This window comes from Saccharopolyspora sp. NPDC047091 (genome assembly GCF_040643635.1).
Taxonomy (GTDB): Bacteria; Actinomycetota; Actinomycetes; order Mycobacteriales; family Pseudonocardiaceae; genus Saccharopolyspora_C.
Genome location: NZ_JBEYUS010000062.1, coordinates 1 through 21,410, shown reverse-complemented (window position 1 = coordinate 21,410; position 21,410 = coordinate 1). Strand labels below are relative to the sequence as shown.

The 21,410-nt window shown below is 72.8% G+C and carries 20 protein-coding genes; 14 read left to right on the top strand and 6 right to left on the bottom strand.

All coding sequences use genetic code 11. From position 1 onward, the window contains the following. Window positions 1-3: 3 nt before the first annotated feature. Window positions 4-1,605 (top strand): GMC oxidoreductase, encoded by a 1,602-nt coding sequence (locus tag ABZ805_RS22660; RefSeq protein ID WP_358443658.1) that lies wholly within the window; start codon window positions 4-6, stop codon window positions 1,603-1,605. A 42-nt stretch (window positions 1,606-1,647) separates the two neighbouring features. On the opposite strand, the gene ABZ805_RS22655 is transcribed toward ABZ805_RS22660, so the two are convergent. Continuing rightward, window positions 1,648-2,259, bottom strand: a complete 612-nt coding sequence (locus ABZ805_RS22655) for a dTDP-4-dehydrorhamnose 3,5-epimerase family protein (RefSeq protein WP_358443655.1) — start codon at window positions 2,257-2,259, stop codon at window positions 1,648-1,650. Between the two features lie 390 nt (window positions 2,260-2,649). On the opposite strand from ABZ805_RS22655, the gene ABZ805_RS22650 reads away from it, so the two are divergent. The 8 genes from ABZ805_RS22650 to ABZ805_RS22615 all read left to right on the top strand — a co-directional run bounded on the left by ABZ805_RS22650 (window position 2,650) and on the right by ABZ805_RS22615 (window position 12,164). Next, window positions 2,650-3,852 (top strand): malic enzyme-like NAD(P)-binding protein, encoded by a 1,203-nt coding sequence (locus ABZ805_RS22650; protein ID WP_358443653.1) that lies wholly within the window; start codon window positions 2,650-2,652, stop codon window positions 3,850-3,852. A gap of 341 nt (window positions 3,853-4,193) precedes the next feature. Continuing rightward, entirely contained in the window at window positions 4,194-6,965 is a 2,772-nt protein-coding gene (locus tag ABZ805_RS22645; protein ID WP_358443651.1) for an EAL domain-containing protein, read from the top strand. 515 nt (window positions 6,966-7,480) lie between these two features. Continuing rightward, entirely contained in the window at window positions 7,481-8,569 is a 1,089-nt protein-coding gene (locus ABZ805_RS22640) for an ABC transporter ATP-binding protein (RefSeq protein ID WP_358443649.1), read from the top strand. Further along, window positions 8,566-9,234 (top strand): ABC transporter permease subunit, encoded by a 669-nt coding sequence (locus ABZ805_RS22635; protein WP_358443646.1) that lies wholly within the window; start codon window positions 8,566-8,568, stop codon window positions 9,232-9,234. The genes ABZ805_RS22640 and ABZ805_RS22635 overlap by 4 nt, the downstream gene beginning before the upstream one ends. Window position 9,235: 1 nt before the next feature. Continuing rightward, a complete protein-coding gene (locus tag ABZ805_RS22630; RefSeq protein WP_358443643.1) occupies window positions 9,236-9,925 on the top strand; it encodes an ABC transporter permease in 690 nt (229 codons plus the stop codon). A gap of 34 nt (window positions 9,926-9,959) precedes the next feature. After that, a complete protein-coding gene (locus ABZ805_RS22625) occupies window positions 9,960-10,841 on the top strand; it encodes an ABC transporter substrate-binding protein (RefSeq protein WP_358443640.1) in 882 nt (293 codons plus the stop codon). A gap of 319 nt (window positions 10,842-11,160) precedes the next feature. Next, entirely contained in the window at window positions 11,161-11,430 is a 270-nt protein-coding gene (locus tag ABZ805_RS22620; protein ID WP_358443638.1) for a hypothetical protein, read from the top strand. A 470-nt stretch (window positions 11,431-11,900) separates the two neighbouring features. Next, window positions 11,901-12,164 (top strand): hypothetical protein, encoded by a 264-nt coding sequence (locus ABZ805_RS22615; protein WP_358443635.1) that lies wholly within the window; start codon window positions 11,901-11,903, stop codon window positions 12,162-12,164. A 100-nt stretch (window positions 12,165-12,264) separates the two neighbouring features. Here the strand turns inward: ABZ805_RS22615 and ABZ805_RS22610 are convergent, their stop codons facing one another. Further along, on the bottom strand, window positions 12,265-13,047 hold the full coding sequence (locus tag ABZ805_RS22610) for an IclR family transcriptional regulator (RefSeq protein WP_358443632.1): 783 nt from the start codon (window positions 13,045-13,047) through the stop codon (window positions 12,265-12,267). An 88-nt stretch (window positions 13,048-13,135) separates the two neighbouring features. Between ABZ805_RS22610 and hutH the strand changes: the two genes are divergently transcribed. The 5 genes from hutH to hutI are packed head-to-tail and all read left to right on the top strand — an operon-like array spanning window position 13,136 to window position 20,024. Next, window positions 13,136-14,671, top strand: a complete 1,536-nt coding sequence (gene hutH, locus ABZ805_RS22605; RefSeq protein ID WP_358443629.1) for a histidine ammonia-lyase — start codon at window positions 13,136-13,138, stop codon at window positions 14,669-14,671. 2 nt (window positions 14,672-14,673) lie between these two features. After that, a complete protein-coding gene (hutU, locus tag ABZ805_RS22600) occupies window positions 14,674-16,338 on the top strand; it encodes a urocanate hydratase (RefSeq protein WP_358443626.1) in 1,665 nt (554 codons plus the stop codon). Then, a complete protein-coding gene (locus ABZ805_RS22595) occupies window positions 16,335-17,534 on the top strand; it encodes an allantoate amidohydrolase (RefSeq protein ID WP_358443623.1) in 1,200 nt (399 codons plus the stop codon). Before hutU ends, ABZ805_RS22595 begins: the two co-directional genes overlap by 4 nt. Continuing rightward, window positions 17,531-18,841, top strand: coding sequence for a formimidoylglutamate deiminase (locus ABZ805_RS22590; protein ID WP_358443620.1), 1,311 nt, complete (start codon window positions 17,531-17,533; stop codon window positions 18,839-18,841). The genes ABZ805_RS22595 and ABZ805_RS22590 overlap by 4 nt, the downstream gene beginning before the upstream one ends. A 22-nt stretch (window positions 18,842-18,863) precedes the next feature. Then, window positions 18,864-20,024: an imidazolonepropionase gene (gene hutI / locus ABZ805_RS22585; protein ID WP_358443617.1), complete on the top strand. Its 1,161-nt coding sequence runs from the start codon at window positions 18,864-18,866 to the stop codon at window positions 20,022-20,024. Between the two features lie 204 nt (window positions 20,025-20,228). Here hutI and ABZ805_RS22580 read toward each other — a convergent pair whose 3' ends face one another. The 4 genes from ABZ805_RS22580 to ABZ805_RS22565 form a co-directional block, all read right to left on the bottom strand. Beyond that, a complete protein-coding gene (locus tag ABZ805_RS22580; protein ID WP_224958280.1) occupies window positions 20,229-20,405 on the bottom strand; it encodes a DUF6104 family protein in 177 nt (58 codons plus the stop codon). Between the two features lie 163 nt (window positions 20,406-20,568). Next, window positions 20,569-20,922: a hypothetical protein gene (locus ABZ805_RS22575; RefSeq protein WP_358443614.1), complete on the bottom strand. Its 354-nt coding sequence runs from the start codon at window positions 20,920-20,922 to the stop codon at window positions 20,569-20,571. After that, entirely contained in the window at window positions 20,919-21,164 is a 246-nt protein-coding gene (locus tag ABZ805_RS22570; protein ID WP_358443612.1) for a hypothetical protein, read from the bottom strand. The genes ABZ805_RS22575 and ABZ805_RS22570 overlap by 4 nt, the downstream gene beginning before the upstream one ends. A gap of 6 nt (window positions 21,165-21,170) precedes the next feature. Then, on the bottom strand, window positions 21,171-21,410 hold a 240-nt coding region (locus tag ABZ805_RS22565), incomplete at its 5' end, for a hypothetical protein (protein ID WP_358443609.1).

The window sequence follows — 21,410 nt, the reverse complement described above, 5'->3', positions numbered from 1 at the left end:
GTCATGACCCTCTCCCGCAGGCGCATGCTCGGCCTCACCGCGCTCAACGCGGCCGCCGCCCTCGGCCTCACCACCATCTCCACCCGCGGCGCGGCCGCCGCCGGCCGGCGCACCACCGTTCCCGCCGTGGTGATCGGCTCCGGCTACGGCGCGGCCACCACCGCGCTGCGCCTCGGCTCCGCGGGCGTGCCCACGCTGATGCTGGAGATGGGCAGGCTCTGGGACACCGCGGGCTCCGACGGATCGATCTTCTGCGACATGCTGCAGCCCGACCACCGCAGCACCTGGTTCCGCACCCGCACCGAAGCACCGCTGGCCAGCATCCTGTGGCTCGACCTGGTGAACCGGGACGTCAAGCCCTACGCGGGCGTGCTCGACCGGATGCACTACGACGAGATGGACGTCTACGTCGGCCGCGGCGTCGGCGGCGGATCCCTCGTCAACGGCGGCATGGCCGTCACCCCCGAACGGGACGACTTCGCGCGCATCCTGCCCGGCGTGGACCCGGAGCCGATGTACCGGCGGTACTACCCGCTGGCGAACCGGATGCTCGGCGCCAACTCCCCGGACCCCGGCTGGTTCGAGGACGCCGACTGCTACGGCTACGCGCGGCTGTCCCGCAGGCACGCCGAACGCGCCGGATTCGGCACCACCTTCGTGCCGAACGTCTACGACTTCGACTACATGCGCCGGGAAGCCGCCGGTGAGGTCCCGAAGTCCGCGCTGGCCTCCGAGGTGATCTACGGCAACAACCACGGCAAGCGCAGCCTGGACAAGAGCTACATCCCCGCGGCGCTCGGCACCGGCAACGTCACGCTGCAGACCCTCACCCGCGTCACCTCCATCCGGCAGGAGGCCGACGGCGGCTACGTGCTCACCACGGAACGCATCGACGAGCTCGGCGAGGTCCGCGCCACCGACGAGATCTCCTGCGAGCACCTGTTCCTCGGCGCGGGCAGCCTCGGCACCACCGAACTGCTGCTGCGCGCCCGCGACACCGGGGCGCTGCCGGACCTGCCCGCCGAGCTCGGCGAGAAGTGGGGCCCGAACGGCAACGTGATGCTCGGCCGCGCCAACCACCCGTGGGACACCACCGGGCTCGTGCAGTCCGGCATGCCCGCGCTCGGCATCGACAACCGGCACGACCCGGAGAACCCGGTGTTCGCCGAGATCGCGCCGGTGCCCGCGGGCATCGAGACCTGGGCGAGCCTCTACCTGGCGATCACCCGCAACCCCGAGCGCGGGCGCATCGAGTACGACGCGGCCACCGACTCGGCGCGGCTGCGCTGGCGCGAATCGCAGGGACAACCGTCCATCGACGCGGCGAAGGCCGTGTTCGACCGGATCAACCGGGCCAACGGCACGATCTACCGGCACGACCTGTTCGGGGACACGCGGGCGTTCGAGAACCGGTTCACCTACCACCCGCTGGGCGGCTGCGTGCTCGGCGACGCCACCGACGCCTACGGGCGGGTGCGCGGCCACCGGAACCTGTACGTCACCGACGGGTCGCTGATCCCCGGCTCCGTCGGGGTGAACCCGTTCGTCACGATCACCGCGCTCGCCGAGCGCAACGCGGAGCGCGTCCTCGCCGAGGACTTCTGAGCCGGCGGTCGCCCTGGCCGACCGGCCAGGGCGACCTGCCGGTCACGCCGCGGCGCGGAGGTCGGCGTAGCGGCGCAGGCAGGCGTCGTAGTCCGGCAGCAGGCCCGCATCGGCCGCCGCCGCCAAGGTCGGCGCGGCGCGGTCCTTGTCCGAGAGCACCGGTTCCCCGTCGAAGTGCTCGGCCCACGGCAGTCCCAGTTCCGGGTCCAACGGGTTGATCCCGTGCTCCGCGGACGGCGTGAACGGGGTGGAGCACAGGTAGCTCATCACGGTGTCGTCCTCCAGCGCGATGAACGAGTGCCCGAGCCCCTCGGCGACGTACAGCGCCCGGTACTCCACCGAATCCAGCCGCACCGCCGTCCACCGGCCGAACGTCGGCGAACCGACCCGCACGTCCACCACCACGTCGATCATCGAGCCGCGCGGGCAGTACACGTACTTCGCCTGCCCCGGCGGCACGTCCGCGAAGTGCACGCCGCGGATCACGCCGCGCGCCGAAACGCTGTGGTTGGTCTGCGCCACCCGCAGCGGGTGGCCGACGGCTTCGGCGAGCGCCGACTCCTGGAACGGTGCCGCGAACAGCCCGCGGTGGTCGGGGAAGGACTTCGGGGTGAACGCGTGCACGCCGATGATGTCGAAGGAGCGGATTTCCACGATCCGCAGCCTAAGCGCCCGGCGTCACCGGCCGTCCGGGACGCCGCTCGGGGCCCGGCCCGCGAGCCCGCGCGGAAAATCGGGAAATATTGCGCCACCGAGAACTGCCGACGGGAAACCGCTCGCGTGACGCCCGACCTGCTCGATCAAGTCTGTGACCCTGGTCGCTGACAGTGCGGAACCCGCACTGGCAGACTGGCCGGACCGCAGCGTCCACCGGTTCGCTTTCCCGCACCAGGGAAACCGGCACCGGTCGTCCCGACGCCCGTCGCACACCGGTACCGCCCGGGAGCCCTGACGAGCGCGTCGCCGGGTGGCTGTTCGTCACCCATTCGCTCCGAAATCCGGGATCGCCCGGATTTCGCAGGCCATGGCAACAGGAGGGACGCCGTGACCACTGTGAACGATCGCACTTCCCCCGCCGCGAGCGGCGCGGAACTGACCGACGACGAGATCTTCCAGGCGCACGAGGGCGGCAAGCTCGGCGTCGACGTGACCGCGCCGCTGGACAGCGCGCGCGACCTGTCGATCGCCTACACGCCCGGCGTGGCCAAGGTGAGCCGGGCCATCGCCGCCGACGAGACGCTCGCCGACCGCTACACCTGGACGCAGAACCTGGTGGCCGTGGTCAGCGACGGCACCGCGGTGCTCGGCCTCGGCGACATCGGGCCGCGCGCCTCGCTGCCCGTGATGGAGGGCAAGTCGGCGCTGTTCAAGACCTTCGCCGGGCTCAACTCGATCCCGCTGGTCCTGGACACCACCGACGTCGACGAGATCGTGGAGACGATGGTGCGGCTGCGCCCCTCGTTCGGTGCGGTGAACCTGGAGGACGTCGCGGCGCCGCGCTGCTTCGAGCTGGAGCGCCGCCTCATCGAGGCCCTCGACTGCCCCGTCATGCACGACGACCAGCACGGCACCGCCGTCGTGGTGCTCGCCGCGCTGCGCAACGCCGCGAAGATCGTCGGCCGCGAGATGTCCACCATGCGCGTGGTGATCTCCGGTGCGGGCGCCGCGGGCGTGGCGTGCGCGAAGATCCTGCACACCGCCGGGGTCGGCGAGATCGTGGTGCTGGACTCGCGGGGCGTGCTGCACTCCGGGCGGGACAACCTCACGCCCATCAAGGAAGAACTGCTCGGCTACACCAACCCGCGCGGCATCACCGGCGGGCTGGAGAACGCCCTCGACGGGGCCGACGTGCTCATCGGCGTCTCCGCCGGGCAGATCCCGGAGGAGCTGGTCGCGACGATGGCCGACGACGCGATCGTGTTCGCGCTGTCGAACCCGGACCCGGAGGTGCACCCGGACGTCGCGCGCAGGCACGCGGCGGTCGTGGCCACCGGGCGCAGCGACTTCCCGAACCAGATCAACAACGTGCTCGCGTTCCCCGGCATCTTCAAGGGCGCGCTGCAGGAGAACTCCCGGATGATCACCGACCGGATGAAGGTCGCCGCCGCGGAGGCCATCGCCGAGGTCGTCGCCGAGGAACTCGCCGCCGACAAGATCGTGCCGAGCCCGCTGGACCCGCGGGTCGCCCCCGCCGTGATCAGCGCCGTCGCCGCCGCGGCCCGCGCGGACGGGGTCGCCACTGCCTGACCCCGCGGCCCGCGGCCCGGCCGCGGAGATCGAACATCCGGACCACTGGGGCGCATCGTTCGCGGTGCGCCCCAGTGGTCTGTCCGGCGGGCACGTCCCGCGGCGTTCGCGTCATGGCCGCCGGTGCCCGTCGTCACACGTGCGGGTGGCGTTGATCGAAGGGCGACCAGCGGTTCGCTGCGGAGTCCGTGCCGGTAAGGTCAGGTCGGTAACTCGCTGTGGTGCCGATCACGTGCGGGAGGTCGGTCTTCGGTCGTGTGCCCGGTGAACGTGGCCGCTACGCAGGAGGGGTGCTGGTGACCGATCGGTTTGACGGAACGCCCGCTACCGGGGCGAGAGGCGTGACGGAACCGGCGACGGGCTCGCCCGACGACGCCGGATTACCCGACGCACCCGCGCTGCTCAGCGCAGCGGACGGCACGATCCTGCAGGTCACCGGTCAAGCCGTCCGGCTGGCCGGGGCCGCCGACGATGCCGAGCTGCTCGGCTCGCGGCTCGGCGAGGTCGTGGTGCGCGCCGGCTCCGTGTCGCTGCTGCGCGGCGCGCAGGACGTCGCGGTGCGGGTGCTGAGCTGGCCGTCCCCGCGCGACCCGTCGCTGCGGGTGACCGTGCTGACGGACGTGCGCGATCTGCTGTCCGAGGACGCCGCCCCGCCGGGCGCGGAGATCGCCGACGAACGCGCCCGGCTCATCGAGGCGCAGCGCATCGCGAAGGTCGGCAGCTGGAGCGTGTACCCCGAGACCGGGCAGATGTACCACAGCCCGGTGCTCAAGGAGCTCTTCCACGCCAGCGGCACCGAGGACGCCTTCGACGGGCTCAACATGGTCGTCGCCGTGCGGCCCGACGACCAGCCGAAGGCCGAGGAGTTCGGCGCCCGGCTGCGCGCCGCGCCCGTCGGCAGGCTCGTCGAGGTCGAACTGCGCGACCACACCGACCGGGTGTTCCTCTGCACCGGCCGCGTCGAGCGCGATGCCGCCGACCGGGTCGAACGCATCGAAGGCACCGTGCAGGACGTCACCGAGCAGCGGCTGCTCGAACGGCAGCTGCGCGACGAACGCCGCAAGCTGCACGACGCGCAGCGCGCCGCCCGCCTCGGCACCTGGGAGTGGGACGCCGCCACCGGCATCACCCAGCTGTCCGAGATGATGCGCGAGATCTGCGGCCACCAGCCCGGCGAAGCCACCAGCTACGAGAGCTACCTGCAGGGCGTGCACCCCGAGGACCGGGACCGCGTCGACGAGGCCTGGCGCGGGCTGTCCCAGCGGTTCGAACCCGTCGAGGTCGAGCACCGCTTCGTGCGCCGCGACGGCGCCGTCCGCACCCTGCGCGCGCACGGCACCGCCATTCGCGACCCCGACGGCCGGATGGTGCTCGTCGGCACCGCGCAGGACGTCACCGAGCAGCGCACCGCGCTGACCCGCATCGAACGTTCCACGCAGCGGTTCACCGACCTGGTCGCCGTCACCCCCGTCGGCATCGGCCTGTTCGACCAGGACGAGCACCTCGTCGACGCCAACGACGCGCTGTGCGACCTGCTCGGCTACCGGCTGGAGCAGCTGCGCGGGATGAGCGCGCGGCAGATGACCCACCCGGACGAGCGGGACTCGGGGCTGCGCGCCGCCTCCGACGAGAGCGCCTCGTCCCGCGCCGGGCGGCGGAAGGTGCCGCAGCGGCTGCTGATCCGCTCCGACGGCGAACCCGTGTACTGCGAGCTGCACGTCGCGCTGTCCGTGCAGGACGACGGCACCCGGTTCTGGCTCGTGGTGTTCCAGGACATCACCGAACGCCGCCGCGCCGCCGAGGCGCTGCGCTACCAGGCCACCCACGACGACCTGACCGGGCTGCCGAACCGGGCCGCGGTGAAGGAGTTGCTGGGGACGCTGCTCGGCAGCGGCGATCCGGCGGGCGTCGCCGTGCTGTTCTGCGACATCGACAACTTCAAGCGGGTCAACGACTCCCTCGGCCACGACGCGGGCGACGAGCTCTTGGTGGCGCTGGCACGCCGGCTCGAAGGCGGGCTGCCCGAGGGCTGCACCGCGGCGCGGCTGTCCGGCGACGAGTTCCTCATCATCTGCTCCGACATCGCCGCCGTCGGCGGGCTCGACTCGCTCGCCACCCGCGTGTCCGGGCTGCTGCGCACCGCCGTGCCGGTGCACGGGCAGCTGATCCGGGTGTCGGCGTCCATCGGGGCCGCGGTGCCCAGCGGCGGCGGCTCCGGCGGCGAGGACCTGCTGCGGTTCGCCGACGCCGCCATGTTCGAGGCGAAGCGGCGCGGTGCGGGCAAGGTGTCGCTGGCCAGTCCCGCGCTGATGGCCTCCGCCGACCGGCAGCTGCACCTCGAAGGGCAGCTGCGGGAAGCGCTGAACAACGACGGGCTGACGCTGCACTACCAGCCGGTCGTGGCCTCCGACGGCACCGTGCTCACCGCCGAGGCCCTGGTGCGCTGGCCGCACCCCGACCGCGGGCTGCTCAGCCCCGACGCGTTCCTGCCCGTCGCCGAGCAGGGCGACCTGCTGCGCGAGCTGGACCGGTGGGTGCTGCGCACCGCGCTGCGCGAAGCCTCCACCTGGCCGGTGCCGAACGGGCGCCAGGTCGGGATCGCGGTGAACCTCGCCGGGCTCGTGCCCGGCGGCGCCGACTTCGTCGACGTCGTCGCCGACACCGTCGCCGAATGCGGGCTGGACTGGAACCGGGTGGTGCTCGAACTCGTCGAGACCGCGCTGGTCGACCTCCCCTCCCGCACCCGGCAGGCGATGGGTGAGCTCGTCGCGCGCGGCGTCCGGTTCGCGGTCGACGACTTCGGCACCGGCTACTCCTCGCTGGCGCGGCTCAAGGACCTGCCCGCGCAGATCATCAAGGTGGACCGGCGGTTCGTCGCCGGGGTCGGCGGCGATCCCTCCGACTTCGCCGTCGCGCAGGCCGTCGTCGGCATGGCGCGCGCGATGGGGCGGCTGTGCGTCGCCGAAGGGGTGGAGACCGCGACCCAGTTCCACGTGCTGTCCGGGGTCGGGGTGGACGCCTACCAGGGGTGGCTGTTCTCCCGGCCGATGCCGGCCAGGGAGTTCCGGGCGCTGCTGGAAACGGGCCCCTTGCCGCTGACCAACGATCGGTGATCCCGCTCGGGGTCCGCTGCTCGGGTGCGGGTGGCGGAACCCCGGCGGGCTTCGCGTCGCGGGAGCGCGTCCTCCGCCGCGGGCGACCGGTTCGCGGGACGGTCGCGCGGAACCTCCGCCGGCCGGACGAGGTCGCGGGCACCGGCCGGCGCCACGGGCCGCCCGTCGCCTACCTGCGCGAACTAGACGAGCACTGGCGCGCGGGTGGTCCTGCCCGCCCGGTGCTCACTGCTCGCCGCCGGTAGGACGACGGCGCCGGGCCTGCGCGGGCCGCCGCTCGCTCGTTCGCCGCGCCGAGGGATGCGGGTGCGGGTGATGATGGCGGGACGGGTGCCGGAACCGCCGGGTTCGCCGTCCGGGTAGCAGATCTCCCGGATCGTGGGAAGCGGCTGCTGGAAGCGGCGGAAAAGATCACGCAGGAGTCGTGGATCATCGCATCGTTCCGGCGTTCGAGTTAGGGTCGGCCAGGTTTGCGGCGGTCGGCAAGTGACTGTCGGTGATCCGAGGGGGCTCGGTTGATCGAGTTCCGGTCCGTGCGCAAGGAATATCCCGGAGGCGCGGTCGCGGTCGACGACGTGGACCTGGCGGTCGAAGCGGGCACGATCACCGTGCTCGTCGGGCCCTCCGGCTGCGGCAAGACCACTCTGCTGCGCATGGTGAACCGCATGATCGACCCGAGCGCGGGCACCGTGCTCGTCGACGGGCGGGACGTGCGCGCCGCCGACCCCGCGGTGCTGCGCCGCGGCATCGGCTATGTCATCCAGCAGGCCGGGCTGTTCCCGCACCGCACCGTGCTGGACAACATCGCCACCGTGCCGAGGCTGTTCCGCGGTTCCCGCCGCGACACCCGGCGGCGTGCTCAAGAGCTGCTGGATCTGGTGGGGCTGCCCGCTTCGCTCGGCGACCGCTACCCGGCGCAGCTCTCCGGCGGCCAGCAGCAGCGCGTCGGCGTGGCGCGCGCCCTCGCCGCCGACCCGCCGGTGCTGCTGATGGACGAACCGTTCAGCGCCGTCGACCCCGTCGTCCGCGAAGGGCTGCAGGACGAACTGCTGCGGCTGCAAGGCGAACTCGGCAAGACCGTCCTGTTCGTCACCCACGACATCGACGAAGCGGTGAAGCTCGGCGAGAAGGTCGCGGTGCTGCGCACCGGCGGGCACGTCGCCCAGTACGCCGCGCCCGACGAGCTGCTCGCCCGGCCCGCCGACGACTTCGTGACCTCCTTCATCGGGCGCGACCGCGGCTACCGGCGGCTGTCGTTCACCGACGGCGGCGGCATCGAACCCGGCGAGATCGGCACCGCCACCCTCGGCGATACCCCGGGGACCACCGGCGACGACTGGGTGCTCGTCCTCGACGCCGACCGCAGGCCGCGCGGCTGGCTGCCGCCGCGGACCACCGCGGGCGAACCGCTCACCGAGGACGTGCTCGTCGCGGGCGGCTCGCTGCACACCCGCGGGACGGCGCTGCGCGGCGCGCTGGACGCGGCGCTGTCCGCGCCGTCCGGGCTCGGCGTCGTCGTCGACGAGGACGGCGGGTACGTCGGCGTCGTCGGCGCCCGGCACGTGCTCGACGTCATCGAGGCCGGGCGCGGGGAGCGGCCGTGATCGACGAGCTCGTGCACTACTTCTCCAGCCCCAGCAACCGCGAGGTGGTGCTGGAGTCCCTCGGCCAGCACATCTACCTGGCGCTGGTGCCGCTGGTGCTGGGCGCGCTGCTGGCGGTCCCCGCCGGGCGGCTCGCGCAGCGGGCGCCGAAGCTGCGCGGAGTGCTGCTGGGCTCGATGAACGTGCTCTACACGATCCCCTCGCTGGCCCTGTTCGTGATCATCCCGGCGGTGATCGGGACCGGCGCGACCGCGGCGATCAACGTGGTCATCGCGCTGACGATCTACAACGCGGCGCTGCTGGTGCGGCCCGTGATGGAAGGCCTCGACTCGGTGCCCGAGCACGTCGTCACCGCCGCCACCGCCCTCGGCTACCGGCCGCGGCGCCGGTTCTTCGCCGTCGAGGTGCCGCTGGCGCTGCCGGTGCTGAGCACCTCGCTGCGGGTCGCCTCGGTCAGCAACGTCAGCCTCGTCAGCGTCGGCGCGCTGATCGGCATCGGCGGGCTCGGCCGGTTGTTCACCGACGGGTTCCAGCGGGACTACCTGACGCCGATCCTGCTCGGCGTGGTGCTCACGCTGGCGCTGGCGATGGTGGGGGATCTGCTGATCGTGGCGCTGCGCAGGCTGTGCACCCCGTGGTTGCGGGCGAACGCGGGGGGACGCTGACATGATCATCAACGAGCTGGTCGCCTGGGTGTCCGACCCGGAGCACTGGTTCTCCTCCACCGGGCTGCTCGCCCAGACCGGCAGGCACCTGTACTACTGCGTGCTGTCGGTGCTGTGCGCCTCGATCATCGCGATGCCCATCGGGTTGTGGATCGGGCACACCGGGCGCGGCGGCGCCACCGTCGTCGTGCTCGGCAACTCGCTGCGGGCGCTGCCGACGCTCGGCCTGGTCACCCTGTTCGTGCTCATCGGCGGCATCGGTGAAGCGCCCACGCTGACCGGGCTGGTGATCCTCGCGATCCCCGCGGTGCTCTCCGGCGCCTACGCCGGGGTGCAGAGCGTGCCCGCCGAGGTGCGCGACGCCGCCAAGGGCATGGGCATGACCCCGATGCAGCAGCTGTGGCAGGTGGAGCTGCCGAACGCGGCGCCGCTGCTGTTCGGCGGGGTGCGCACCGCGATGCTGCAGGTCGTCGCCACCGCCTCCGTGGCCGCCTACGTGGGGCTGGGCGGGCTCGGCAGCATCCTGCTGGAAGGCATCAAGACCTACGACTACGGCCAGACGCTCGCCGCGGCGCTGTGCATCGGGCTGCTGGCGGTGCTGCTCGACGTGCTGCTGAGCAGGCTCTCGCGGGCCGTCACGCCGCGCGGCATCCGCACCGGCCCGCCCGCGGCCGCGACGCATGCCGGCTGAACACGTTGTCCACTGCGACGGGAAGAAGCACGCCGTGAAGCGATGGGGAGCGCTGGCGCTGGCCGGCTTGGCGTTGGTCGGGGTCGCGGGCTGCGGTGGCGACCCGTTCCAGGCCGGTGACGGCACGAACGGGGCACTGGTCGTCGGCTCCGCCGACTTCACCGAGAGCGAACTCGTGATGGAGGTGTACGCGGAGGCGCTGCGGCGCACCGGTGCCGAGGTCGACACCAAACCCCGCATCGGCGCGCGCGAGACCTACGTCAACGCCGTCGCCCAGGGCGAGCTGTCGGTGATGCCCGACTACACCGGCAACCTGCTGCAGTACGTCGACGAGAACGACCCGGCCACCGAATCGCAGCAGGTCTACGACGAGCTGCGGCGGAAGCTGCCGCCCGGCCTGGACGTCCTGGAGCAGGCCCCCGCCGAGGACTCCGACGTGCTCACCGTGACCCGCCGCACCGCCGACACCGGCATCCGCACGCTGCAGGACCTCGGGCCGCGCTGCGGCGAATTCGTGCTCGGCGCCCCCGCCGAGTGGAAGACCCGCTGGGAGCAGCGCATCGCCGAGGTCTACGGCTGCACCTTCCGGCAGATCCGCAACCTCGAAGCGGGCACGGTCACCGTCGAAGCGCTCACCGGGGACACCGTGCAGGTCGCGAACCTGTTCACCACGTCCTCGCAGATCGCCGCGAACGACCTGGTGCCGCTGCAGGACACCCGCGACATGTTCCCCGCCCAGCACGTGGTGCCGCTGGTCGGCGAGGGCAGGCTCACCCCGCGGCAGGCCGCGGCGATCGACCGGGTGTCGCGGGCGCTGACCACCGGAGAGCTCACCGAGCTCAACCGGCGGCTCGAAGTGGAGAAGGCCAATCCCACCGATCTCGCGAAGGAGTTCGTCGCCTCGGTGGGGGCCTGAAACGGGTGGGGCGCATTCGGTCCCGAGTGGCGCTCCACCGGTGCCGGGGGCGGCGGTTCCGGCTGATCCGCTTCAAGTTCCCGCGAAATATGATTACCTTTCAGGGTCGATCCGTGTCGCCGCATCGTGCGAGCAACCGGTCCACGGAGCGTGACGCCGCCAACCGAGGTGTTGAACCCCGCCCACTTTTGCGCTACTGGAGATGCTTCGGCCGCGGATCGGTGCCATTGTTTTCTCGCCGATCACCGAGGGGTTCGAAAATCGTCCTCCGCCGGTTGATCGGTTGAATCCGATTCAGCAACAACGAGGAGAATCTCGCATGCGCACTTCTACTCGCCTCCTTGGTGCGACCGCGGCCGCCGTGGCTCTGCTCGGCGCCGGCTCGTCCACGGCGTTCGCCGGCGGGCACGACGACGGGCCGGAGGTCAGCAGCGAGTCCGGTCACGGCGGCGCCGGTGGCAGTGGCGGCATCGGTGTGAACCTGCTGTGCGGCATCGGCATTCTGGGGCAGGGCTCGTGCTCCGCCGCTGAGGGCGGCAACGGCGGCGACACCGCCTCCGAGACCGGCGTCGGCAACACCGAGGGCTGATAGCTCGAACTTTCCGCCGCGGGAAAGAATGTGCCCGGTCCCCTCCTTGGAGGGGGCCGGGCACATCGCTGTGCGCACCGGGTCCCGGCCCGGCGATGTTGCCAATTCAGATGATCGCGTTGGAACCCGCCTCCTCAAATTCGTCCGAACCGCCGAGTCGATCTCGCCGAAAGCGATCGTGACCGGCTTTCCCGGCACGTCGACGGTCATCATCACGGTGTCGAGACGGAATGAACATCTCGGGGTTCGTGATACTCGATCGCGGATCAAGCCGCCATCCGCCGGAAAAACGTTCGGATCTGGGTGAAAATTGATTCGAACGGGTTATCAGCGTCCCACTTTGGCGCTAATGAAGGTGCTGTAGGCGGCGATCAATGCGATGGTTTTCTCGCCGATCACCGAGGGGCTCGAACCTCGACCTCCTTCGGTGGTAGCGGTTGAATCCGATTCAGCAACGAGGGGAATCTCGCATGCGTACTTCTACTCGCCTCCTTGGTGCGACCGCGGTCGCCGTGGCCATGCTCGGCGCCGGTTCCACCGCGGCGTTCGCCGGCGGGCACGACGACCCGGAGATCACCAGCGAGTCCGGCAACGGCGGCTCCGGCGGCAGCGGCGGCGTGGGCCTGAACCTGATCTGTGGCCTCGGTGTCCTGGGCTCGGGTGAGTGCTCCGCCTCCAACGGCGGCGACGGCGGCGACTCCGGCGCCGTCACCGGCGTCGGCAACGAGAGCTGATAGCTCGAATTTCCCTCGCGGGAACGAAGTGCCCGGTCCTCCTCCCGGAGGGCCGGGCACTCGGCTGTTCCGGGCCGCGCTCTCCGCAAGCGGCAGCGGCTCAGCGGCGGCCGCCGAGCCGCTCGTTCAACTCCGCGGCCGCCCGCCGCACCGCCGCCGCCAGCTCCGGCCACGTCGCACCGCACCCCGTCGGCCCGGCCGGTTCGCACACGTGCCGGAACGTCACGCTGATCGCCGCCGCAGGCCACCGGTCCGCGCCGAACACCGGGCACGCCACCGAAGCGAACCCGCCCGTCACGTGCCCGTCCTCCACCGCCCAGCCCAAGCGGCGCTCCGCGGCCAGCGTGCGGCGCAACTCCGGCAACGTCCGCGGACCCCGCTCGGTGCGGCGCGCGAAACCCGCCGGGAACGACGCCCGCACCTGCGCGGCGGGCAGGTGCGCCAGCATCGCCCGCCCCGACGCCGTCACCTGCGCGGGCAACCGCACCCCCACCTCGGTGACCAGCGTCTGCGCCCGCGACGGGCGCTCCTGCACCAGGTACAGCAGCTCACCGCCGTGCAACACCCCCAGGTGCGCGGTGCAGCCGACCTCGTCCACCAGCTTGCGCAGCACCGGGCTCGCCAGCCGCTCCAGCGGATCACCCCGCAGGTACGCCGAACCCAGCTCGAACGCCGCCACCCCCAGCGCGAACCGGCGCTCCTCCGGCAGGCGCACCACGAAACCGGCGGCGACCAGCTCCGCCAGCAGGTGGTACGTCGTCGACCGCGGCAACCCCAGCTCCCGGGCCAGCGCGCCCGCCGACACCGGAGCCGCCCGGCCCGCCATCGCCGTCAAGATCGCCAGCCCGCGCCGCAGCGCGGGCACCTCGCTGCTGGCACCCACCCGGACCTCCCGCCATGCGTCTGGAATCCCAGACGGAACCACACTAACCGGGCTTCTGCGTCGCGCCGCACCCGTGTGACATGGAGGAATGCGACACGTGCACAAGTTGGTGGCCGGCGAGCTGACCCGGCAGCAGGTCGTCGACATCGCCCGCGGCGGCACCGCCGTCGAGCTCGACCCCGACACCGAACGCGCCATCGACGCCACCCGCGGGCACATCGACGCGCTCGCCGCCGCCGCCGAACCCACCTACGGCGTCTCCACCGGCTTCGGCGCGCTCGCCACTCGGCACATCCCCGCCGAACGGCGCACCGCGCTGCAGCAATCCTTCGTCCGCTCGCACGCCGCAGGCGCCGGGCCCGCCGTCGAACCCGAAGTGGTGCGCGCCCTGATGCTGCTGCGGCTGCGCACCATCAGCACCGGCCGCACCGGCGCCCGGCTCGGTACCGCCCGCGCCCTCGCCGCCGCGCTCAACGCGGGCATCGTGCCCGTCGTGCACGAGCACGGCTCCCTCGGCTGCTCCGGGGACCTCGCGCCGCTCGCCGCCGTCGCCCTCGCCCTCACCGGCGAAGGGCAGGTCCTCGACCCGGACGGCACCACCCGGCCCGCCGCGGCCGCGCTCGCCGACGCGGGCATCGAACCCGTGGTGCTCGCCGAGAAGGAAGGCCTGTCGCTGACCAACGGCACCGACGGCATGCTCGGGATGCTGGTGCTCGCGCTGCACGACCTCACCGCGCTGCTGGAGGTCGCCGACCTCACCGCCGCGATGAGCGTCGAAGCGCTGCTGGGCACCGACCGGGTCTTCGCCGCCGACCTGCACGCCCTGCGCCCGCACCCGGGGCAGGCCCGCTCCGCCGCGCGGATCCACCGGCTGCTCGCCGGATCCGAGATCGTGGCCAGCCACCGCGGCCCCGACTGCAACCGCGTGCAGGACGCCTACTCGCTGCGCTGCGCACCTCAGGTGCACGGCTCCGCCGCCGACGCCGCCACCTTCGCCGAGACCGTCGCCGACCGGGAACTCGCCGCCGCCATCGACAACCCCGTCGTCCTCGACGACGGCCGCGTCGAATCCAACGGCAACTTCCACGGCGCCCCGCTCGCGCACGCCCTCGACTACCTGGCGATCCCGCTCGCCGACGTGGCGAGCATGGCCGAACGCCGCACCGACCGGATGCTCGACGTGGCCCGCTCGCACGGGCTGCCCGCGTTCCTCGCCGACGACCCCGGCGTCGACTCCGGGCACATGATCGCCCACTACACGCAGGCCGGGGTCGTCGCCGAGCTCAAGCGGCTCGCCGCGCCCGCCTCCGTCGACTCCATCCCCACCAGCGCCATGCAGGAGGACCACGTGTCGATGGGCTGGGCGGCGGCCCGCAAGCTGCGCCGCGCCCTCGACGGACTGCGCACCGTGCTCGCCGTCGAACTGCTCACCGCCGCCCGCGCCCTCGACCTGCGCGCCCCGCTCGCACCCGCCCCCGCCACCGGCGCCGTCCGGGACCTGCTGCGCACCCGCGTGCCAGGGCCCGGCCCCGACGCCCACCTGGCTCCGCAGATCGCCGAGGCCGAAGCGCTGCTGCGCTCCGGCGCCGTCAACACCACCGTGCAGAACCACCTGGGAGGCTGAGCATGAGCACCGGACCCCGGCCCGTGCGCGCGGCGCGCGGCACCACCCGCACCGCCCGCTCCTGGAGCACCGAAGCGCCCCTGCGGATGCTGCAGAACAACCTCGACCCCGACGTCGCCGAACGCCCCGAGGACCTCGTCGTCTACGGCGGAACCGGCCGCGCCGCCCGGAACTGGGCCAGCTACGACGCCATCGTCGCCGAGCTCCGCGCCCTCGGCGAGGACGAGACGCTGCTGGTGCAGTCCGGCAAACCCGTCGGCGTGCTGCGCACCCACGAATGGGCGCCGCGGGTGCTGCTGGCGAACTCCAACCTCGTCGGGGACTGGGCGAACTGGCCCGAATACCGCAGGCTCGACGCGCTCGGGCTCATGATGTACGGGCAGATGACCGCCGGATCGTGGATCTACATCGGCACCCAGGGCATCCTGCAGGGCACCTACGAGACGTTCGGCGCCGTCGCCGCCAAGCGCTTCGGCGGCAGCCTCGCCGGAACCCTCACCGTCACCGCCGGGCTCGGCGGCATGGGCGGCGCCCAGCCCCTCGCCGTCACCATGAACGGCGGGGCCGCGCTCGTCGTCGAATGCGACCCCGAACGCGCCCGCCGCCGGGTGCAGCACCGCTACCTCGACGTGCTCGCCGACGACCTCGACGACGCCGTCGAGCAGGCCGTCGCCGCCCGCGACCAGCGGCGCGCCGTGTCCATCGGCGTCATCGGCAACGCCGCCGAGGTGCTGCCCGAACTGCTGCGGCGCGGCGTGCCCGCGGACATCGTCACCGACCAGACCTCCGCGCACGACCCGCTGTCCTACCTGCCGCGCGGCGTCGAGCTCGACGACTGGGCGGACTACGCGGCGAAGAAGCCCGACGAGTTCACCGCCCGCGCTCGCGACTCCATCGCCGAGCACGTCGAAGCGATGGTCGGTTTCCTCGACGCGGGCGCGGAAGTCTTCGACTACGGCAACTCGCTGCGCGGCGAAGCGGCCGAAGCCGGCTACGCGCGCGCCTTCGACTACCCGGGATTCGTGCCCGCCTACCTGCGGCCGCTGTTCTGCGAGGGCAAAGGCCCGTTCCGCTGGGCCGCGCTGTCCGGCGACCCCGCCGACATCGCCGCCACCGACCGCGCGATCCTCGAGGAGTTCGGCGAGGACGAGCACCTGGCCCGTTGGATCCGGCTCGCCGGGGAACGGGTCGCGTTCCAAGGGCTGCCCGCCCGGATCTGCTGGCTCGGCTACGGCGAACGGCACCGGGCGGGGCTGCGGTTCAACGAGCTCGTCGCCTCCGGCGAGGTGTCCGCGCCGCTGGTGCTCGGCCGCGACCACCTCGACAGCGGATCCGTCGCCTCCCCGTACCGGGAGACCGAGGGGATGGCCGACGGGTCCGACGCCATCGCCGACTGGCCGCTGCTCAACGCGCTGGTCAACACCTCCTCCGGTGCCACCTGGGTGTCGGTGCACCAGGGCGGTGGCGTCGGCATGGGCCGTTCGCTGCACGCCGGGCAGGTCACCGTCGCCGACGGCACCGAACTCGCCGCCCGCAAGCTCGAACGCGTCCTCACCAACGACCCCGGCACCGGGGTGCTGCGGCACGCCGACGCCGGCTACGACCGGGCCCGCGACGTCGCCGCCGAACGCGGGCTGCGGCTGCCGATCGCGGGGGAGGGGCGATGAGCACGGCCCGGCTGCTCGCCGAACTCGACGACGTCGGCCGCGACCGGCGCCGCGGCGGCTACTCCCGGCACGTCTTCGACCGCGGTGAACGGGAACTCCGCGAGTGGTTCACCGAGCAGGCCGGGCGCCGCGGCCTGCAGGTCGAGACCGACCGGAACGCGAACCTGTGGGCGTGGTGGGGAGAACCCGGCGACGACGCCGTCGTCACCGGCAGCCACCTCGACTCGGTGCCCGGCGGCGGGGCCTTCGACGGGCCGCTCGGCGTGGTGTCCGCGCTCGCCGCGGTGGACTCGTTGCGCGACAACGGGTTCCGGCCGCGGCGCCCGCTCGCCGTCGTCGTGTTCGCCGAAGAGGAAGGCGGCCGGTTCGGGGTGCCGTGCCTCGGTTCCCGGCTGCTCAGCGGCGGCATCAGCCGGGACGCGGCCTGCGCGCTGCGCGACCCCGACGGCACCACCTTCGCCGAGGCGATGCGCGCCGCCGGGCACGACCCGGACCGCGCCGGTCGCGACGACGCGGCGCTGCGGCGCATCGGACGCCTGGTGGAACTGCACGTCGAACAGGGCAGAGGCCTCATCGACCTGCACCGGCCCGTCGCCGTCGCCGACAGCATCCTCGCGCACGGGCGCTGGCGGTTCCGGTTCCGCGGCGAAGGCAACCACGCCGGAGCCACCCTGATCGGCGACCGCCGCGACCCGATGATCCCCGCCGCCCGCACCGTGCTCGCCGCCCGCCGCGCAGCCGCCGCCCGCGACCAGGCCCGCGCCACCGTCGGCCGCATCGAGGCCACCCCCGGCGGCACCAACGTCATCGCGTCCACAGTGGACGTGTGGCTGGACGCGCGGGCCCCGCGGCACCCCGACGCCCGCGCCCTCGTCGACGAGCTCACCCGGCAGGCCCACGAGCACGCCGGCGACGAAGGCTGCACCGTCGAGATCACCGAGGAGTCCTACGGCGACACCGTCCACTTCCACCCCGGGCTCCGCGACGAACTCCGCGACCAGCTCGACGACGCACCCGTGCTGCCCACCGGAGCCGGGCACGACGCGGGAGTCCTCGCCGCCCACGCGCCCACCGCCATGCTGTTCGTCCGCAACCCCACCGGCATCAGCCACGCGCCCGACGAACACGCCGAACCCGACGACTGCGCCGCGGGCACCAGCGCGCTCGCCGACGTCCTCCGGAGGTGGACCGCATGACCTACTGGTGCGAACACGCCTGGCTCGACGACGGGCCGCAGCCCGGCGTGCTCGTCGACGTCGACGGCACCACCATCACCGCCGTCACCCGCACCGGCAGCCCGCCCGCCGGAGCCACCCGGCTGCCCGGACTCGTCATCCCCGGCCTCTCCAACGCCCACTCGCACGCCTTCCACCGCGGACTCCGCGGGCGCGCCACCGGACGCGGCACCTTCTGGACCTGGCGCGAGCAGATGTACGCGCTCGCCGGACGGCTCGACCCGGACGGCTACCGGCGGCTCGCCACCGCCACCTACACCGAGATGGCGCTCGCCGGCATCACCTGCGTCGGCGAGTTCCACTACCTGCACCACCCGCCCGGCGGCGGCCGCTACGACGACCCCAACGCCATGAGCGCCGCGCTCGCCCAAGCCGCTCACGACGCGGGCATCCGGCTCACCCTCCTCGACACCTGCTACCTCACCGGCGGCTTCGACACCCCCGCCGAAGGCGTGCAGCTGCGCTTCAGCGACGGCGACGCCACCGCCTGGGCCGACCGGGTCGACAGGTTCCGCGTCGACTGCGGCCGCGTGCGCCTCGGCGCCGCCGTGCACTCCGTGCGCGCCGTGCCCGCCGACCAGATCCCGCACCTCGCCGACTGGGCGCACCGCGGCGGCACCCCGCTGCACGTGCACCTGTCCGAACAGCGCGCCGAGAACGACGCCTGCCGCGCCGCCCACGGCCGCACCCCCACCGAACTCCTCCACGAGCGCGGCGCCCTCGGACCCCGCACCACCGCCGTGCACGCCACCCACCTCACCGAGCACGACCTGCGGCTGCTCGCCGACACCGGCACCGGCAGCTGCCTGTGCCCCAGCACCGAAGCCGACCTCGGCGACGGCATCGGACCCGCCCGCGCGCTGCACGACGCGGGCAGCCCGCTGTCCCTCGGCAGCGACGGGCATTCCACCATCGACCTGCTCGCCGAAGCCCACGCCGTCGAAGCCGGCCAGCGGCTGCGCACCGAAACCCGTGGGCACTTCGACACCCCGCAGCTGCTCGACATGGCCACCACCCACGGGCACCGCGCCCTCGGCTGGCTCGACGCCGGACGCATCGCACCCGGGCACCGCGCCGACCTCGTCGCACTCGACCTCGACCGGCCCCGCCTCGCAGGCATTCCCCTGCGCAACGTGCCCACCGCCGCCCGCGCCGACGACGTCCGGCACGTCATCGCCCACGGCCGCGCCATCGTCCGCGACCACACCCACGAACACGTGCCCGACCCGGTGCAGCGGCTCCGGCGGCTGCTCGCCGAACTCAGCTGACCACCGACGCGGACGGAACACCATGACCAGCACCGTCATCACCGGCATCGGCGAACTCACCACGAACGACGACGAGCTCGGCACCCCCGGCGGCGCCGCACTCGTCCTCGACGGCGACCGCATCGCCTGGACCGGACCCGCCGACCGCGCACCCGCCGCCGACCATGCCCTCGACGTCGGCGGCCGCGCCGTGCTGCCCGGCTGGGTCGACAGCCACACCCACCTGCTGTTCGCCGGCGACCGCACCGCCGAGTTCACCGCCCGCATGAACGGCGAGCCCTACGCCGCGGGCGGCATCGCCGTCACCGTCGACGCCACCCGCGCCGCCACCGACGACGAACTCCGCGGCACGCTGCGCCGCCACCTCGCCGAAGCCGCCCGGAACGGCACCACCTGCGTCGAGACCAAGACCGGGTACGGGCTCACCACCGCCGACGAACTCCGCGCCGCCCGGATCGCCGCCGCCGAAGCCGACGAGGTCACCTTCCTCGGCGCGCACCTCGTCCCACCCGGCGAGGACCCCGACCGCTACCTCGACCTCGTCTGCGGCGAGATGCTCGACGCCGTCGCACCCCACGTGCGCTGGTGCGACGTCTTCTGCGAACGCGGTGCCTTCGACGCGGCGCAGACCCGGCGCGTGCTGCGTGCCGCCGCCGACCGCGGACTCGGGCTGCGCGTGCACGGCAACCAGCTCGGACCCGGACCCGGCGTGCGGCTCGCCGTCGAACTCAGCGCCGCCAGCGTCGACCACTGCACCCACCTGGAAGCCGAGGACATCGCGGCCCTCGCCGGATCCGGCACCGTCGCCACCCTGCTGCCCGCCTGCGACCTCTCCACCCGGCAACCGCTGCCTGCCGCCCGCGAACTCCTCGACGCCGGGGCGACCGTCGCGCTCGCGTCCAACTGCAACCCCGGCTCCTCCTACACCACGTCCATGGCGTTCTGCGTCACCACCGCCGTGCTGCAGATGCGGATGACCGTGCCCGAAGCGATCCGCGCCGCCACCCTCGGCGGGGCGCGGGCGCTGCGGCGCGACACCGGCGACGGGGCCGTCGGCGTGCTGCGGCCCGGCGCACGCGCCGACGTGCACGTGCTCGACGCGCCCAGCGCGGCCTGGCTCGCCTACCGGCCCGGGGTGCCGCTCACGCACGCGGTGTGGCGAGCGGGGGAGCGGGTGCGGTGAGGAAGGGGACCTTCCTGCGAGGAAGGGACCCTTTCGGTCACCGGTGCGGTGAAGGGAACCTTCCGGTCACGAGTGCAGTGAAGGGAACCTTCCTGTCACGACCGGCGGAAGGGAACCTTGCTGCCACGGACGCGGTGCGGGGGACCTTCCGATCACCCGTGGGACGACGGGAACCTCCCGGTCGATCCGGAGCGGGGGAGCGGCTCAGTCGTCGTCCGCGTCGTCGCGGGCGAGGAAGGTCGCGAGCCGCTCGGTCGCGTCCTCGAACGCCGGGTTCAGGTCGACGAAGACCCGCATCCGGTCCGCGACCCACGCCAAGGTCACCTCGTCGTCACCGCGACGCTCCTCGAGCTCCTCGATGCCCCGGTCGGTGAAGTACACCGTCTCCTCCTCCACGTGCGAACCGGCGGCAGCGCACCGCCGGAGCTGACAGCAAGGGAACCTTACTGTCACACGTGACCGGAAGGTTCCCTTCATCGCACCCCCGGACGCGACAAGCGGGCCGCCGGTTCCCGGAGGAACCGACGGCCCGCACGAGTCCGGATCAGCCTGCTTGAGTCGCAGGCCAGACGATGCGCTCGGCCTGTTCGAGCAGGCTTCGCAGCTTCCGCGCTTCGAACGCGCTGATCCCGGCGACTGGAGCCGTGGTCCGGTGGGCCGCGGCGACGCAGACGGTCCGGATCCACTCCGACTGGCTCAGGCCTGCGCCGGTGGCGGCTTCGCGGATCGCCACCGCTTCCTCGCGGCTCATCCGGAACGAGGTGGACACGTTCAACGGCTGGGCCACCTCGACCACGATCTCCTCGGCGTCGTCGAAGTCGGCCTCGAGCTCCTCGCGATGTCGCTGGACCCATTCGGCCTCGTCGGAAGCGCCTCCGTCGTGCGGATCCCGAGTCATGTCGCCTCCCAAGCCGTGATCGGACGAACCGTTGCGGACGGCTCGTCGTAAGCGATGGCCACCAAGATCGACCGGCCGCCGCGGGTGCGGCCGAGCAGCAGATGGGATGCGGCCCTGGCCCGCTTGTTCCGCGCCACCTTGGTCGCATCGGAGATCGCTTGGTCGATCTCGTCCGCCGAGACGCCGTGGCGGGTGGCGTGCTCCAGGTTCGCGTCATCCCACTCGATCGACTCGATCCGCATGGCCGATCAATGTAATACACAGGTTAGTTCGCGTATTACGCAGTGGCAAGGTGGGTCATGTCGCAGCGAGCGCTCGGCGATGAAGGGAACCTTCCTGTCACACGTGACCGGAAGGTTCCCTTCATCGCACCCCCGGATGCGAAAAGCGGGCCGCCGGACGCCGCTGCCGCGGTTGTCGCGGACGGTGCAGCCGGACAGCTGCACGGTCTCCTCGGTCTCGAGGTGCACGCCGTCGGAGGCGCCGCC

Excerpts from the sequence above, each read along its gene's own strand:
- ABZ805_RS22660 (WP_358443658.1), top strand. The coding sequence starts at position 4 with ATGACCCTCTCCCGCAGGCGCATGCTCGGCCTCACCGCGCTCAACGCG.
- ABZ805_RS22630 (WP_358443643.1), top strand. The coding sequence starts at position 9,236 with ATGATCATCAACGAGCTGGTCGCCTGGGTGTCCGACCCGGAGCACTGG.
- ABZ805_RS22620 (WP_358443638.1), top strand. The coding sequence starts at position 11,161 with ATGCGCACTTCTACTCGCCTCCTTGGTGCGACCGCGGCCGCCGTGGCT.
- ABZ805_RS22615 (WP_358443635.1), top strand. The coding sequence starts at position 11,901 with ATGCGTACTTCTACTCGCCTCCTTGGTGCGACCGCGGTCGCCGTGGCC.
- hutH (WP_358443629.1), top strand. The coding sequence starts at position 13,136 with ATGCGACACGTGCACAAGTTGGTGGCCGGCGAGCTGACCCGGCAGCAG.
- hutU (WP_358443626.1), top strand. The coding sequence starts at position 14,674 with ATGAGCACCGGACCCCGGCCCGTGCGCGCGGCGCGCGGCACCACCCGC.
- ABZ805_RS22595 (WP_358443623.1), top strand. The coding sequence starts at position 16,335 with ATGAGCACGGCCCGGCTGCTCGCCGAACTCGACGACGTCGGCCGCGAC.
- ABZ805_RS22590 (WP_358443620.1), top strand. The coding sequence starts at position 17,531 with ATGACCTACTGGTGCGAACACGCCTGGCTCGACGACGGGCCGCAGCCC.
- hutI (WP_358443617.1), top strand. The coding sequence starts at position 18,864 with ATGACCAGCACCGTCATCACCGGCATCGGCGAACTCACCACGAACGAC.
- ABZ805_RS22575 (WP_358443614.1), bottom strand. The coding sequence starts at position 20,922 with ATGACTCGGGATCCGCACGACGGAGGCGCTTCCGACGAGGCCGAATGG.
- ABZ805_RS22570 (WP_358443612.1), bottom strand. The coding sequence starts at position 21,164 with ATGCGGATCGAGTCGATCGAGTGGGATGACGCGAACCTGGAGCACGCC.